General features: G+C 48.9%; 14 protein-coding genes. 2 read left to right on the forward strand and 12 right to left on the reverse strand.

The genetic code is table 11. The features are described 5' to 3' along the window. Positions 1–8 precede the first annotated feature (8 nt). The 6 genes from Q1Q15_RS04695 to Q1Q15_RS04720 form a co-directional block, all read right to left on the reverse strand. Positions 9–1,205 (reverse strand): ABC transporter substrate-binding protein, encoded by a 1,197-nt coding sequence (locus Q1Q15_RS04695; RefSeq protein ID WP_300457180.1) that lies wholly within the window; start codon positions 1,203–1,205, stop codon positions 9–11. 13 nt (positions 1,206–1,218) lie between these two features. After that, positions 1,219–2,577: a branched-chain amino acid ABC transporter permease gene (locus tag Q1Q15_RS04700; protein WP_300457182.1), complete on the reverse strand. Its 1,359-nt coding sequence runs from the start codon at positions 2,575–2,577 to the stop codon at positions 1,219–1,221. After that, positions 2,574–3,587, reverse strand: coding sequence for a branched-chain amino acid ABC transporter permease (locus tag Q1Q15_RS04705; protein WP_300457184.1), 1,014 nt, complete (start codon positions 3,585–3,587; stop codon positions 2,574–2,576). The genes Q1Q15_RS04700 and Q1Q15_RS04705 overlap by 4 nt, the downstream gene beginning before the upstream one ends. A 9-nt stretch (positions 3,588–3,596) precedes the next feature. After that, positions 3,597–4,304: an ABC transporter ATP-binding protein gene (locus Q1Q15_RS04710; RefSeq protein WP_300457186.1), complete on the reverse strand. Its 708-nt coding sequence runs from the start codon at positions 4,302–4,304 to the stop codon at positions 3,597–3,599. After that, positions 4,304–5,080 (reverse strand): ABC transporter ATP-binding protein, encoded by a 777-nt coding sequence (locus Q1Q15_RS04715; RefSeq protein WP_300457188.1) that lies wholly within the window; start codon positions 5,078–5,080, stop codon positions 4,304–4,306. The genes Q1Q15_RS04710 and Q1Q15_RS04715 overlap by 1 nt, the downstream gene beginning before the upstream one ends. Before the next feature lie 249 nt (positions 5,081–5,329). Further along, a complete protein-coding gene (locus tag Q1Q15_RS04720; RefSeq protein ID WP_300457190.1) occupies positions 5,330–6,697 on the reverse strand; it encodes an aminotransferase class III-fold pyridoxal phosphate-dependent enzyme in 1,368 nt (455 codons plus the stop codon). Positions 6,698–6,932: 235 nt separating this feature from the next. Here Q1Q15_RS04720 and kynU point away from each other — a divergent pair, with 235 nt between their 5' ends. Together kynU and Q1Q15_RS04730 are read left to right on the forward strand one after the other, a co-directional pair. Further along, positions 6,933–8,225, forward strand: coding sequence for a kynureninase (kynU, locus tag Q1Q15_RS04725; RefSeq protein WP_300457192.1), 1,293 nt, complete (start codon positions 6,933–6,935; stop codon positions 8,223–8,225). After that, the gene (locus Q1Q15_RS04730) at positions 8,222–8,386 is read left to right on the forward strand and encodes a hypothetical protein (RefSeq protein ID WP_300457193.1); all 165 of its coding nucleotides are present in this window, start codon (positions 8,222–8,224) and stop codon (positions 8,384–8,386) included. Before kynU ends, Q1Q15_RS04730 begins: the two co-directional genes overlap by 4 nt. Here Q1Q15_RS04730 and Q1Q15_RS04735 read toward each other — a convergent pair. From Q1Q15_RS04735 to Q1Q15_RS04760, 6 genes are all read right to left on the reverse strand, one after another. Continuing rightward, a complete protein-coding gene (locus Q1Q15_RS04735) occupies positions 8,365–9,615 on the reverse strand; it encodes an FAD-dependent oxidoreductase (protein WP_300457195.1) in 1,251 nt (416 codons plus the stop codon). The genes Q1Q15_RS04730 and Q1Q15_RS04735 overlap by 22 nt on opposite strands. Before the next feature lies 1 nt (position 9,616). Next, positions 9,617–10,123 (reverse strand): 4Fe-4S dicluster domain-containing protein, encoded by a 507-nt coding sequence (locus Q1Q15_RS04740; RefSeq protein WP_300457197.1) that lies wholly within the window; start codon positions 10,121–10,123, stop codon positions 9,617–9,619. A gap of 29 nt (positions 10,124–10,152) precedes the next feature. Continuing rightward, entirely contained in the window at positions 10,153–12,033 is a 1,881-nt protein-coding gene (cooS, locus tag Q1Q15_RS04745; protein WP_300457199.1) for an anaerobic carbon-monoxide dehydrogenase catalytic subunit, read from the reverse strand. A gap of 167 nt (positions 12,034–12,200) precedes the next feature. Further along, positions 12,201–13,052 carry an HD domain-containing protein gene (locus Q1Q15_RS04750; RefSeq protein ID WP_300457201.1) on the reverse strand — a complete coding sequence of 284 codons (852 nt, stop codon included), beginning with the start codon at positions 13,050–13,052 and terminating at the stop codon, positions 12,201–12,203. 15 nt (positions 13,053–13,067) lie between these two features. After that, positions 13,068–13,868 (reverse strand): methyltransferase domain-containing protein, encoded by an 801-nt coding sequence (locus Q1Q15_RS04755; protein ID WP_300457203.1) that lies wholly within the window; start codon positions 13,866–13,868, stop codon positions 13,068–13,070. Between the two features lie 141 nt (positions 13,869–14,009). Further along, complete coding sequence (locus Q1Q15_RS04760; protein ID WP_300457223.1) at positions 14,010–15,569, reverse strand: carboxyl transferase domain-containing protein; 1,560 nt, start codon at positions 15,567–15,569, stop codon at positions 14,010–14,012. Positions 15,570–15,627 lie beyond the last annotated feature (58 nt).

A 15,627-nucleotide genomic window follows, 5' to 3' on the forward strand; every position in this document is an offset into this window, starting at 1 on the left:
TCAATCAATCAATGGGTTTTGACGAATACAAATTCCCCATCCCTGATTTCCATTTCCTGGTAGGAACCGAACACTTCACCAATGTCATTAAATTCTACATCTTCAGCACCGACATAATCAATTTCGCCACCCTTGGCTAAAATTTCCAGCCCTTTTTTCAGTTCTCCGGCAAAAATTTTCTCGCCAGGTGCATTGGCAACCCCCATGACATGTTTCTGGATGCTGGCTTTGTCCACGGAATTGCCTGCCTGGGCAGCCAGAATAATCAGCGCGGCAGCATCATAGGACCCCCCCCGGAATGGGCCATCAATGGCAATTCCAGCGGATTTGGCAATCACTTTCCATTTTTGAGTGGCCTCATTTTCACCCCCCGGCATGGTCCCGTAGGAACCGTTCAATGCTTTACCAAAATGCTGGGTCAATGACGGCCCGATCATCCCATCTGTAAAGATAAAACTGTCAAACGCACCCGAATCCAGAGAGGCTTGGATAATGCCCTTGCCACCCTGATCAATAAACCCGAATATGACCAGGTGATCAGCTCCGGAAGCCGATAATGTACCGACCTCTGCCGAGTAATCGGCTTTACCGTCTTCATGGGAAGAAATCATTAAAATTTTACCGCCTAACTCTTTATACCGCTTTCCAAAGGATTCAGATAACCCTTTGCCATAGTCATTGTTGGTATAGGTGATGGCCACCTGTTTAATCCCCTTTTCCATGGTTATCTTGGCCAGGATCTGGCCTTGCCTGGCATCAGAAGGCGCGGTCCTAAAGTAATATCCGTTATCATTAAGTTCAGACAATGCCGCTGATGTGGCGGATGATGAGATGGTGGTGATCCCATTGGGGGCAGAAACTTTGTTGGCCACAGCCGCACTGGTTCCGGAACAGCTGGGACCCACAATGGCAATAACCTTTTCCACAGTGACGAGTCTTTCCGCTGCCGCTGTCGCAGCGGCGGCGTCTATACACGTTGAATCCGCACGAACCGCTTTTATTTTTGTCCCCCCCAGAAACATTCCGGAATCGGATGCTTCATTGATGGCAAATTCAGCTGCTGAGGCCATGGGTGGGGTGAGGGACTCGATGGGCCCGGTAAATGCTTGTAATATACCAATTTTTACGGTGTCCGCGGCAACACATACAGTGACCATATTGATTGCAATTGCAACACTCACCATGAACGTAAGATACTTTTTCATACAATCCTCCCTGTTATAATTTTTTATTTGTTTCAGGCAGTATGCCGTCGGGACTAAACCGCATAACCACCAATAAAACCGCCCCCATGAAGATTAATCTTATATATTGTGCATTGTTCAATAAATGCTGTCGGATGGAATTTTCCTTGTCTAAAAATGAGGTGGATACATCTGCCAGCCAAAACCCGAAAGGTTCTGCCTCAATCCAGAGAAACCAGATTAAAAATCCCCCCACAACCGATCCCAGATTATTGCCCGATCCGCCCACAATCACCATCACCCAGATCAAAAATGTATATCTTAAGGGGATGTATGACCCTGGCGTGAACTGACCATTATAGGTCACTAACATGGCACCGGATACCCCGGCGATGGCGGAACCGATAACAAATATCTGCAAATGACGTTTTGTTACGTTTTTGCCCATGGCAGAAGCGGCGATTTCATTATCCCGGATCGCCCGGATCATCCTTCCCCATGGTGAATCAAGGGCGAGACTGGCCAGAAAGATAATCAGCAGCAATACCGCTATAAACAATCCTGAATAGCACAGTTTTACCAGTACAATTGACGCATCACTCGCATATGCGGTTAAGGCGGATGCCTGTTCAGAAACCGGCAATAGATCCAGCCGGCCGGCATACACTGTTGCCACCATCTCTTTAAACCAGTCAACTTGCTGCAAATCAATTTCATAGGGCACCGGTCGTGGAATGGCAGTTATATTTTTTACACCGCGGCTCAGCCAGTCTTCATTTTTGATAATGGCGATAATTATTTCCGAAATTCCCAGGGTTGCAATGGCCAGATAGTCTGTACGCAACCCCAGAGAAATCTTGCCAATCAACCAGGCAGCAGCAGCGGCAAACAATCCCCCCGTTATCCATGACAACAGAACGGGTAATCCCAGACCGCCGAGGTAACCGCTAAACGCCGGATTTATCGCTTCAATGGACTGGGCGGCATCCAGGTAGAAATATCGGGTTATTATGTAACCCGCCAGTAAGGTGGCACTGACCATCCATTTGCTTTTAAATCGTTTATAAAAATAATGGCTCAAGACAATGGACAGTGAAAAGATGATCAGGGCCATCAGCATTTTCATCCCACCGGCATTCACGGCTTCTTGGACGCTGTCTTTTGAAATCAGTACCACACTGAGGCCGCCTAAAGCGGTGAACCCCATGATGCCGACATTAAATAATCCGGCATATCCCCATTGAATGTTGACCCCCATGGCCATTATCGCTGAAATTAAACACAGGTTTAAAATACTTAAACACACAGACCATGATTGGCCAAACCCCACCGTGAGCAGCAACAGCAACATCGTGCCAAACGTCACCCCCACTCTTATCGTGTATCGGCTCATATCACTTTTCCTTTGAAAATTCCGGTTGGTCGCAATAACAGGACAATCACCAGGATGACAAACGAAACAGCAAATTTGTATTCTGTTCCAAGGAATTGTAACAGGCTATCGGGTTGTAATATTTCCGGCAGCAGGTAAATGAAAAATTTCTTGTATGCGTAAGTCAATATCAGCTCTGAAAAAGAAATCACGAAACCACCGATAATGGCCCCGGGTGGCGAGCCGATACCCCCAACAATAACGGCTGCAAAAGTGGGCAATAACAATTGATGGTATGAGGTGGCCATAAATCCTTTATCCAGGCCATACAAAACCCCGGCAATTGTTGTCAAAATTGCCACCAGTATCCAGGTCACCCGGACAATGTTATGGGGTTCAATCCCGGACAGCAATGCCAGGTCTTCATTGTCCGCATATGCCCGCATGGCTTTGCCGGTTTTTGTGCGTTGTAAAAAATAAAACACAAACCCCACCAGTAAAATCGCAATGGTGATGGTTAAAAATTGAGATGTTTTAATGGCAAGTCCCTCTGCAAGACCTGTCATGGCTTTAAATTCCCTGGCCGTAATAATAAATCGTTCGCCATCAGCAAAGATATGATGGTCCGGGCCTAAAACAAACCTGACAATTCCGCCGGTGACAAACATGACCCCGACGGATGCCATAACAATGGTAATGGGTTTGCTCTTTTGTCGTCGATAGTATCGGTATACAAATGTGTCCACCAGCATGATATAGATCAGGCACCCAATAATGGCCAGTGGCAGGGCCAAAAGAGCCGTTGGCATAAAGCCCAGGGTGATGCCGAAGTGTTGCAGCAGCCATGTCAGTAAAATTGTCATAACCGTGCTCAAGGCCATGGTATCCCCCTGGGCAAAGTTGGCAAATCTTAAAATAGCGTACACCAGGGTAACGGCAAGTGCCCCTAAGGCCAGTTGGGATCCATATGACAAGCCTGGCAGGAATACAAAATTCAAGAGTAAAACAATCGCGTTGAGAATATCGGTCAACTCAGGTATCTATCCTCCTAAAAAAGATCGGCGGACTTCAGGGTTTGCCAGGAGTTCTTTGCCCGTACCTGTGTGCTCATTCCGCCCCGAGACCAGGACAAACCCTTTGTCGGCAATTTCTAATGCCTGTCTGGCATTTTGCTCGACCATTAACACGGCCCTGCCCGAATTTTTTAAATTTAAGATATTGTCAAAAATTTCATCCACTACATTGGGTGCCACTCCGGCGGTGGGTTCATCGAGCAGCATGATCGTTGGTTGGGTCATCATGGCCCTGCCAAACGCAGCTTGTTGACGTTGACCCCCGGACAACTGACCTACCAGTTGATTCCGCCTGTCATTCAAGATGGGAAAAAGGTCATACACTTCTGCCAGGGTTTGCGATATATCGTCTGTTCTTAAAAAAGCCCCCATTTCGAGGTTTTCCTGAACCGTCATCGTCGGGAAAACATTGTCTGTCTGGGGGACAAAAGCAAGTCCCAGGCGTATTCTCTTTTGTACAGACAGTCTGGATATATCCTTGCCTTCCAGTGTCACAGACCCGGCACTGGGTTTGAGCATGCCCAGCAACACTTTCATGGCCGTAGATTTTCCGGCGCCATTGGGCCCGACAATAACGGCCACCTCGCCTTTTTCAGCCTCAATCGTGCAATTGTTCAATATCGGTACACTCTGGTCATATGCGGCCACTAAATTTGTTCCGGATAAATATGCCACTAGGGGGACCCCTTTTCTTTGTTTTTTCGACCTAAATATGCTTCAATCACCTGGGGGTTGCTTTTTATGTTGTCCGGTGTTCCCTGGGTTAAAATCCTGCCATTGGCAAGCACAATCACAGGATCGCACAGCTTTGAAATAAAGTCCATGTCATGCTCAATCATGCAGAAGGTATACCCGTGTTCTGAGTTTAACCGGATGATCGCCTCACCAATCTGGCGTAACAGTGTCTGGTTGACACCGGCACCCACTTCATCCAGCAGCACGACTTTGGCATCGACCATCATGGTCCGGGCCAGTTCCAATAACTTTTTTTGTCCGCCGGAAAGCCGGCCCGCTTTTTCATTTTTCAGGTGGGAGATATTCAGAAACCGGATGACGTCTTCCGCCTTTTTTTTCAGGGTGTTTTCCTGTTCTTTTATTTGCCGGCGCCGGAACCAGGTGTTGATAATTTTTTCCCCCAGCTGGTTACCGGGCACCATCATTAAATTTTCAAACACCGTAAGGGTGGGAAAGGGATGGGCAATTTGAAACGTACGTAAAAGACCTTTGTGGAATAACTGGTGGGCGTCTTGTCCGGTGATGTCTTCTCCTTCAAGATAAATTTCGCCTGATGTGGGTTTGTAAAATCCGGCAATAAGATTAAACAATGTGCTTTTACCTGCGCCATTGGGACCGATCAAACCGGTAATGGTCCCCTTTTTAATCTGCAAGGTGACATTGTCGACTGCCTTGATGCCCCCAAAATGTTTGGAAATGTCCTTTACTTTTATCATTTCAAAGCCTTTTGAAGTGTGTTTGGGATCAGGCTTTCTTTATGGCACTTTTTACCCGTCCGGTCATGAATAAGTGATAAACAGCATGGAGCCTGATAAAAGATTCAGCCTCCAATAACCCAAGCCTGACCCCGTCGAACCATCAATTATGACAAGTGGGCGAAGTTACGACCAAGCCCGTTTATTCATATGATCATGACAGATGAAAATCGTCAAGAAAAATTCTACCTCCATGGGGTCTTTCTGACGTTAAAAGGTTGAAAAATGACTGGTATCCGACAAAAGATCTTTTTCCAGGGCGTGACCTAAGATCTCAACCGCCGCGTCGATCTGGGCTTCAGTGATGATAAACGGCGGGCCAAACATGATCATATCGCCGGACTGCCCCCTGTTGCATCCCCCGGAATATTCAATGAACATCCCCTGTTTCAGGCATTCTGCTGACAGGCGGGCTGAAAATGCATATGTTGAATCAAGGGGTTTCCGGGTTTTTTTGTCTTCAACAAATTCAATTCCCCTCATCAGTCCGATTCCCCTGATATCCCCCACAAGGGGATGGGATTTTAACGTCTGCAGCTTATGATCAAGATACATCCCCATTTGATGGCTCCGGTCGATGAGATTATGGTCATACAGGTAATCAATGGTTTTTGATACCACGGCACAGCCAAGGGGATTGCCCCCCCAGGAATGACCGGCACCAAACATGCCGGAATTCTCCGCTATTTTTTGATGGATATAATCTGGAACCGCCACGGCTCCTATGGGGAAATAACCGCCCCCAAGTCCTTTGCCCAGGGCCAGAATGTCCGGCACAACATCAAAGTGTTCGTAGGCAAACATTTTACCGGTCCGCCCCATTCCGGTCATGACTTCGTCAAACATTAACAGCACATCATAGGTGTCACAGATTTCCCTGATCCGTTTAAAGTATCCTTTTGCCGGCACCGCACCGCAAAGGGACATGCCTGAAACAGGTTCTGCCAGAAAAACAGATACATTGTCAGGTCCCAGGCACATGATTTCATTTTCAAGGGCATTGGCACATTCCAGGTGGCAGGTGTCAGGCGTTTTATCAAACCAGCACCGGTAACAATAGGCCGGGGGAATATGGGTGAAATCATGAAGATAGGGGAGAAAATCTGATCTCCGGCTGGTTGCACCTGTCCACGCCAGTGCACCTGCGGTGCTTCCATGATAGCTCTGCCACCTGGAGATCACACGGGTTTTAAAGGGGGCGCCATTATCCAGATGGTATTTTCTGGCAATTTTAACCCCAATTTCCACGGCTTCTGTCCCCCCGGAAACAAAAAACACCTTGTCCATGGCATCACCAGAAGCCTGGCAAACCTTATGCGCCGCTTCTATCAGCGGGGGGTTGGTAAAATCGATGCGATGAACATAGGAGACCTTTTTTGCCTGATCTGCGATAACGGTGGCCATTTCCTCAATCCCATGGCCGAGGTTACACAGTATGGGTCCGCCGGAAGCATCGATATACCGGTTTCCTCGATCATCGTAAAGATAAATTCCCTTTGCCTCGGCAATGGAGATATATTCCCGGTTTAAAAAAAAATGAAAGACATGGGAAGGGTCCTTTGACGTGTTTTTTTCCATTCACTTTCCTCCTGTTGGATACATTCCAAAGCCATCAAATTTGTGACGTGTCTTTTTTGTACGGTCTATCTGTATCATAAAAGTGTTATGGTGCTTAAGATAAAGGTGCCTTTTGATTTTTATCTGTTTTTTTGCTATTTTACAATTCTAAAAGTTTAATTTTCAACCCGAAAAACAGGACAGAGAATCCTGACACTTGAATCGAGTGAAATAAAGGCAAAAGGAACCCGCATCAATGACCTACAAATTTGAATCAAACCAAGCATTTGCAAAAAAACTGGATAGCGAAGATATCTTGAGCAGGTTCAGGCATAAATTTTATATGCCCCACGATACCATCTATATGGATGGAAATTCTCTGGGTCTGTTATCAACGGATGCTGAAAAAAATATCAACAGGGTCATAAACGAATGGAAGCAAACGGCCATCAAAGGATGGATGGCCGGAGATAAGCCCTGGTTTTATCTCCCTGAAGAAATCGGTAAAAAGTGTGCCCGGGTTGTGGGTGCAGATGAAAAGGAGGTGATACTGACCGGTTCAACAACGGTCAATATCCATTCCCTGATCAGTACATTTTACACTCCCCAAGGGAATCGAACAAAAATTTTAGCCGATGAATTAAATTTTCCGTCTGATATCTATGCGCTCAAGGGGCAGATCTTGATGAAAGGCCTTGATCCTGACAAAGAACTCATACTCGTAAGGAGTGAAGATGGCCGTTACCTGGATGAAGATAACATTGTCGCATCCATGACCGATGACATTGCATTGATATTTCTGCCGTCGGTTCTTTACAAAAGCGGTCAGCTGCTTGACATGCCATACCTGATCCGGCAGGCGCACAAAAGAGATATTTTAATTGGATTTGACTGCTGCCATTCCGCAGGTGTGGTACCCCATAAATTTCATGAATGGGGCCTTGATTTTGCCGTCTTCTGCAGTTACAAATACATAAACGGTGGCCCGGGAAGTCCTGCTTTTTTATATGTAAACAGCACCCACTTTGAGAAAAAACCCCTGTTGTCCGGATGGTTTGGCTGTGGTAAAGACAAGCAATTTGATATGGCGCTTGAATTTGAGCACGCTAAAAATGCGGGGGGATGGCAGATTTCAACCCAGGCCCTGTTAAGTGCGGCCCCTGTTGAAAGTGCTTTGGAAATCATCCTGGATGCAGGAATGCATAACATAAGAGAAAAATCGAAACACATTACCGCTTACCTTGCTTATCTTGTTGAGAAGGACCTGTCAAAAGCGCCATATGAGTTTACCATTGGAACACCGCTTGACCCGGAAAAAAGAGGCGGTCATATTGCCATTGAACATGCAACAGAAGCCGTACGGATCAGCAAGGCACTATTGGATCACAATATCATTCCCGACTTCAGACCGCCAAATGTCATTCGGCTGGCACCGGTACCCCTTTACAATACCTACCATGAAGTCTGGAAAGTGGTTCAAACATTGAAAAAAATAATGGATACAACAGCCTATAAACACTATTCAACAGAAAGGAAAACAGTGTCTTGACGTCAGGCTTGATGACCGTACAAAGGATTTCATCTGAACTGAATCTAAGACGGCTGGAACGGAAGGGCGTTCCCAGCGACCAGGTCGCCGGGAAACTGGACATCTCTGCAGGCCCTTTTTTTGGTATGCCCCGGATGAATTATCGCATGAAATATCCGTAATTCAGGGTGTGGTCGATGATCTGCTGTTTAAAACCGGACACCGGCAGCCGTTCCCGGATCACATACCGATACAGCCCGGCATTGGTAATGTCCCCCACAAAAACCGCCCCGATAAGCCGGGTGCCGTCAGCATCAAAAACCATTTTCCTGTATGTGGTTTTTGTGGCCTGCCGGAAAACTTGACAGTCGCTGTTTTCAGTGTGCACCACCCCCATGGAAACAAAGGGCTCATCCGCCACCTGGGTGGCGTTCAGAATACCGAAGGTGCCGGTATAGGCGGTTTTGATCCCGGCCATATTTTGCCCGGCGCAGCGACCCATTTCCACGGCATTGGTCCACAAGGCCGTGGATATCGGCGCGCCTGAGATCGGTTCATGGGTGATGGCCACATCCCCGGCGGCAAAAGTGTCCGGTAAATTGCAGGCGGTATAGCGATCCGTCACAATCCCATTTTCAAGGGCAATGCCGCTGTTTTCAAGGTAATCCACATTGGGTCGGACCCCTTTGCCGATGCAGACCATCTGACAGGCGAGATGGCTCCCGTCATCCAGGGTGACACCTGTCACCCCGGTGCTGTCAGACAGAATGCCGGTGGCTGACACCCCGGTTTTAATCGTAAGCCCGGCATTTTCCAGGGCCTTTCTGATCAACAGGGCATCTTCCGGCGCCATCAACTGGGACAGCACTTCCGGAGAATATACCACCAGGGTCACTTTCAGGTGTCGTTCAAGCAATGCAAATGCTGTTTTAAGATTTAACAGTCCCCCACCCAGCATCACGGCATGCCGGGTCTGTTCAACCCGCTGGGCCATGGCCTTTGCATGGGCCAGGGTCCTTAAGGCAAAAACACCCGAAGCATCCACCCCTTTTATGTCCGGGGGCATATGGGGACGGCTGCCCGTGGCAAATAAAATTTTTTGATATCCCAGGCAGGTGCCGTCCTGCAGAAAAACGGACCGGGCAGCCGGGTTCACCGAGGCGACCCGGCTGTGTGTCCGCACAAAAATATTGGATCCGGTATAGGGCCCGCACCCCTCCAGGGCCATCTGCTCCCATTGGTTTTTTCCAGAGATCACAAAGGGAATCAAGGGCCGGAAATAGGGGGCACACGGTTCTTCGCTGATCACTGTCACCGTTCCCTGCCGGTCGTGTTCCCGGATAGCGTGTGCCGCTGCCATTCCGGCAGCACATCCCCCCACGATCATATACTGGCTGTCATCGGCAGTCACGTTATTCCCCTTCCGCTTTGGAAAGCGCTTGAGAAACCTGTTTTCGGACCGCCCCCGAATACGCCGGAACCGTATCATACACCAGTGCCCCTGTGGGACAGGCACTGACGCAGGCCGGGATATCCCGATCCGGGCACCGGTCACAGCGATAGGCTTTACGGGTTTCAAGGTTCCGGCCGATGACCCCATAGGGACACACCATTACACAGGTCCAGCAGCCAATGCACTTGTCTGGATCCGTGACCACAATGCCCTTTTCATTCCGGCTGATGGCGCCGCTGATACAGGCGTACATGCAGGGGGCGTCTTCACACTGCCGGCAGACAATGGGAACTTTTTTGTCCGGTGCAACCCATTCCACATAGACCCGGTTTTTCGGACCCGGTGATTGTGCGACAGCACCAAAAAGTGTCTTACTTTCAGAATGCGCCACAGCACAGGCAATAATGCAGGACCGGCAGCCCATGCATCGATCTGTTTTAACGAATATTTCTTTTGGTTGTGACATTGCCTTCTCCTTTCTGCTCTTTGGGGGCATTAAAGGCCCAATGCCTGACGTTTCTTTTCTATATGGGCAATCATCAGACCGGCCCCTTTAATCGGATCGGTCTCCACTGCAAAGGCCGCACCCACCACATCATTGGCTGCATGGGTCAAAATATTTGTCACCAATGGGCTGCCCAGCACAGGGGGCACGGTTCCCAGTACCGTAAAAATCCCGGAAGAAACAACATATGCCCCGATACTGACGGCCTTCTCACTCATCCATTCAGGCGCAGCGCCCGCCACCGGCAAATCGCAGATGTCAACGTCCAGGGCATTGGCGATGGCAGCACAAACCGTCAGGATGCGGCTGATATCCACACAGGACCCCATATGCAATACCGGAGGTACCCCTAAACTTTGGCAGACCCCTTTGAGACCATCTCCGGCAGTGTTGGCCGCCTCGGGGACCATGAGCCCCGCCTTGGCACAGGCAATGGCGTTACACCCGGTGGTGACCACCAGCACGTTGTTTTTAACCAGTTCCCGAACCAGGGCGACATGGCCGTGGTCATGTTTGATCTTGGGATTATTGCAACCCACCACACCGGCAATGCCTTTAACGGCCCCGGATTTTATGGCATCCAGCAGGGGATCAAGGGTGCCACCCAGGGCCGCTAGAATGGCCTCTGTGCTGAAACCGGCCATGCAGTCAGTTTTTTCATCCGGGATAAAGACTTTTGCCGGGTTCCGGTTGGTAAAATTGTCCACAGCACTCTCAACAATTGACTTGGCGATCTCCAGGGCTTTTTCTTCATTAAATTGCATATGAACTGCGCCGGGAAATTTGGCCTTGGGCGACGTGGAAATAAACCGGGTATGAAAACATTCGCACAGGTCCCCCAGGGACGGCATGATGCACTGGACATCCACAATCATGGCCTCAACAGCGCCGGTGATCACTGCCAGTTCCTGCTGCAGAAAATTACCGGCAATGGGAATGCCGTGGCGCATCATGAGTTCATTACCGGTACAGCACATGCCGGTCACATTGATACCGGCAGCACCGGCTGCCGTTGCCCGGGATACCAGATCCGGGTCATTGGACGCTGCCATGATCATCTCAGACAACACGGGTTCGTGCCCATGAACAATAATGTTGACCTGGTCCGCCTTGATAACACCCAGGTTGACGGTTGACCGGGTCGGCGTGGGGGTACCGAACAGCACATCGGATATTTCAGTGGCAATCATTGACCCGCCCCAGCCATCGGCAATGGATGCCTTGAGTCCCTGGAGAATCAAATTGACCGGGTCATTGTCCACGCCGATATGGGTGCGGTGCATAATCTCCACGATCTCCCGGTCAATTCCCCGGGGGTCGATGCCAGCCTTCTGCCATACGGCCAGGCGTTTGTCCGGCGCCCGCCGGGTAAATTGAACATATCCTTCCTGCTTGCCGAATTCAGCGTAGACATTTTTGGCCAGCGCCAGGGCAATGTCTTCCTTGCTTCGCCCGTTGACGTCAATACCATATTCTTTGGCCAGGGCCATGAGTTTTGTCTCGTCTTTAATCTTATATCCGCCGCTTTTGCCCTGGGCGGTCAACAAAAGGGTGTGGGCCAGATCCCGTCCGTGGTCGGAATGGGCGGCTGCACCTCCAGCGATCATGCGAATTAAATTGCGGGCCACGATGATGTCGGCCGTTGCGCCGCAGACCCCTTTCTGGGGCCCTTGATCTTCAAACGGGCTGATACGGCAGGGGCCCATATTACAATTACGGCAACACACGCCCAGTTCACCAAAACCACATTCAGGCAGCATCTTTTCGTAACGATCCCAGACCGTTTCCAGACCCAGTGTCTCAGCCCGGGCCAGCATCTGGTGTACGGCAGGATCAATACTTTTATTCAAAATGTTTTCGTTATAAGCCATGATATTTGCCTCCGGTTTTATTAAATGGAAAAGATCGCATTTTGTTCTGCGCTAGAAAAGCTATATCGCCATATTTTAAGCTTTGCAAGGAAAATATACCCCTGTCGTCAACGGGTCAATCCTGAACTGGGGAGATCGTTTATAATGAACAGCGACAGGGTTCTATCTTACAGAAGCGCCGTCATGGTAAAATCGCCTGGAATATCATGGGCGCGGGACGCAAATTCGTCCACGAACGGGTTTTCAATATAGTGGCGGACCACGGCTTTTATGCTGTCCACCCTTTCGGAGGCCGGCAGGACACTGCAGATCAACTCGATATAGTGACGGGAAATGACCGCATCAAGCGCCGGTTTGAAATTGATATCAAAAATCCATCCGATTTGAAGCACCTTGAAATCATTCAAATTCCGGATATGATGGGAGTCGACAATTTCTTTGTTGATTACCGCGTCATACACCTTGTCGGAGATACCCGGTGTGTCCGGCAACTCCAATTCAATGGCACGATTGGAAACACCGTCCTGGCGAAGATAATAGTCAGTCAAGACCTTCCAGATGTCAAGCTTGTCTGCATCCCGGAGCAATTTTGAAAAAAACAGGCACTGGTCGGTTTCCCCGTCGGGAAGACAGGCGCGGTTATGGTAGGATACAATGCGGTAAATCAGGTCGGTTAGGGACGGGTTCAGGCCATTGAGCACATTGTTTTTTTTTAAGATTTTCACACTCAGTTCAGCGTGATTCTCGGATTTGTAGTCTGCAAAGGTGTTATATCTGGCATATTGTTCAAATCGTCCGATATCGTGGAAAAGGGCGGTTAATTCTGAAAATATCAGGGCTTCCTCACCCAGGCCCAGTGTGCTGCCGATAGTTATAATTTCTTCACAGACCCGCATTGTATGCATTTTTTTAAGCAGGATATTTTTTTGTACATCTTTTTGTGAATGGCTGAACGTCATTAGGTATTCATGGAACCAGTCCTTGAAAGACTGCATCGTTTCTATGTCTATACGGGTCATGTTTTTTTTACTCGCTTATTTGGCCCGGCAGTCTATAATGCGATAGGGGATTGTCAGGCGGATGTGTCCTTTTTTTGTGGCCCTGTTATTTAACCGGGTCTCAATCTGATCAAAAACGGTGTTTATTTTGTTCGAATCGACCAGTTGTTTCCACCCGTTTAAAAAAAAATGTCGAATCAGGTAGTGGTTGAACAAGGTTGTGCCATCTGTAAATTTAAGGGTGAAGGCATCATCAAGGATCTGGTGGATGCGGAATCCTGCAGCATTTAACAGGACGACCAGCTCTTTTCGGGGCAATCGTTTTTGCCGGATCTGATCTTTCATTTTTTCTACAGCGGTCCCTAAAGATTCCTTCACTAAAATGGTTTCAAAAAGCGCATAAAATTCTTTCATGGTGTGCCTGGTATTCATGGCAATGACCATTTGGCCACGGGGTTTTATGACACGCTGGCATTCGGTTAAGGTCTGGTTCAAATCCCGGACATTGTTCACGCCGTTGTTGGATACAATCAGATGAAAACACTGGTCATCAAAGGGCAGGGTTTCTGCCAGTCCCTGGACGGGATGGACTGTGGGCAGGTGGTACGCCTGCTTTTTAAATACCAGCCGTTCCAGGGGGGATGCCAGGGGCTCTAATCCGAAAAACCGGCTGGTTCCCCCGAACCGGGCCGCGATTTCAATTAATGGAAACCCTTCTCCGCAGCCGATATCCAGCACATTGATATTTTTCTTGAAAATCAGTGTGTCCAACAGTTTCAGGCCAAATGGCGCGGACCATAAGGGCAGGTCATCAATAAAAACATTAAAATCATTCACGGGTCATCTCTTTTCAGCCCATGTGGGGAACATCATTCAAACGGTTCCTTTTGCCAGGTTAAAAACGGTAACATCAGTGTTGATCTTTTGTAGGATATTTTTTAATTAATTTCAACTTAAAGCGAATGACCAAAAGTTGAGTTAACAGCGCATCCCTCTTTTTTTTATGCCCAGATGGTGACGCTCCACCTCATAGGCCATATCAATCCAGTCGCATAAGATGGGTCGCGTTTCCCTGGGATCGATGATGTCCTCAAGACCAAAGGCTTCTGCGGTTTTGAACGGAGAGCTGACCGCCCTGTATTGGTCTTGAAGCGCTTTCAGGCAGGCTTCGGGATCATCGGAAGATTCGATCTCTGACCTGTGGGCCGCATAAACACCGCCTTCCACTGGAATGTTCCCGAAAATGGCAGACGGCCATGCATATCGCCAACTCAGGCGCGATCCCGTTTTCTGGGCAGCCCCTGCCACGCCAAAGCATTTGCGCAGGTAAATGACCGATAGCGGCACCGTGGCCTGGACGATGGAAAAACTGGCCCGGACACCCTTGCGAATGGTACCGTAAAGTTCACTTTTTTCCCCGATGGCAAATCCCGGCTGATCAACAAAATTGATGATGGGCAGGTGAAATGTATCACACATGTCAATGAACCGCTGAAATTTTTCAGCCACATCATAGTTGAAGGCGCCCCCGTAAAATGCAGGGTCATTGGCCAGTATGCCCACCGGGTATCCATTCAACCGTGCCAGTGCCGTAATTTGCGATCGGCCCTGGTATTTACCGATTTCAAAAACGGACCCCCGGTCCAGAACCTTTTTTAAAATGTGACGCATGTCATAGGCCCGTCTGACATTTTTGGGGATTGCACAAGCCAGGTCTTCTTCCATGCGGTCCGGGGAATCCTCTAAAGGCATTTTCCGTTGCGGCATCTGCCAGACATTTGAGGGCAGGTAGGATAAAAATGTTTTGATCTGATCCAGGGCATCAGCTTCATCTTCCGCTGCATTGTCCACAACACCCGTCAAGCAGGTATGGAGCTTATAGCCCCCCAGGTCTTCTTTTGTGATATGATCCCCCATGCAGGCGGCTTTCACCAATGGGGGGCCGCCAACAAAAACATGGGATTTTTCTTTGACCATGACTGAAAAATGACTTTGGACCATGTACAAGGCCCCCAGTCCGGCCACTGAACCAAACCCGGCAGATACCACCGGAACCTCTGACATGATATCCACCCTGTCCTGAACACATTCATCGCCTGAACTGGGCAGTTCTGAATAGCCGATTTCAAGGATTTCCTTTATGGACCCCCCCGCCCCCTCAATCAGCCGGATAACCGGAAGTTTCAAAGACCGGGCCATTTTGACAAAATAAGCGCCTTTGCTTTTGTATAATCGGCCGACGGAAGCCCCTTTGACGGTGAAATCATCCCCGTGAACCGCTACTTTCCGCTGATGGATGGTTGCGGTTCCCATGATAAACGGGCAGGGCACCACATGGGTTAATTCCTGGTTGTCATACGTGGCCACACCGGCAAGCTGACCCCTTTCTTTAAACGACCCTTTATCAGTTAATGCCGCGATCCTTTCCCGCACGGTCAGTTTTTGACTGGCATGTTGACGATCAATGTTTTTTTGCCCCCCCAGCTGACGGGCAAAGCGTTTCCTTTGTTTAAGTTCTTCAATTTCAGTTTCCCACATATGGCTGTTCCTTATGGTTGTTTTCACCTTCGCCTGCTGACGGCGTGATCTGAATTTC

The sequence above is a fragment of the Desulfobacula sp. genome (assembly GCF_030145145.1).
In the GTDB taxonomy this organism is placed as follows: Bacteria; Desulfobacterota; Desulfobacteria; order Desulfobacterales; family Desulfobacteraceae; genus Desulfobacula.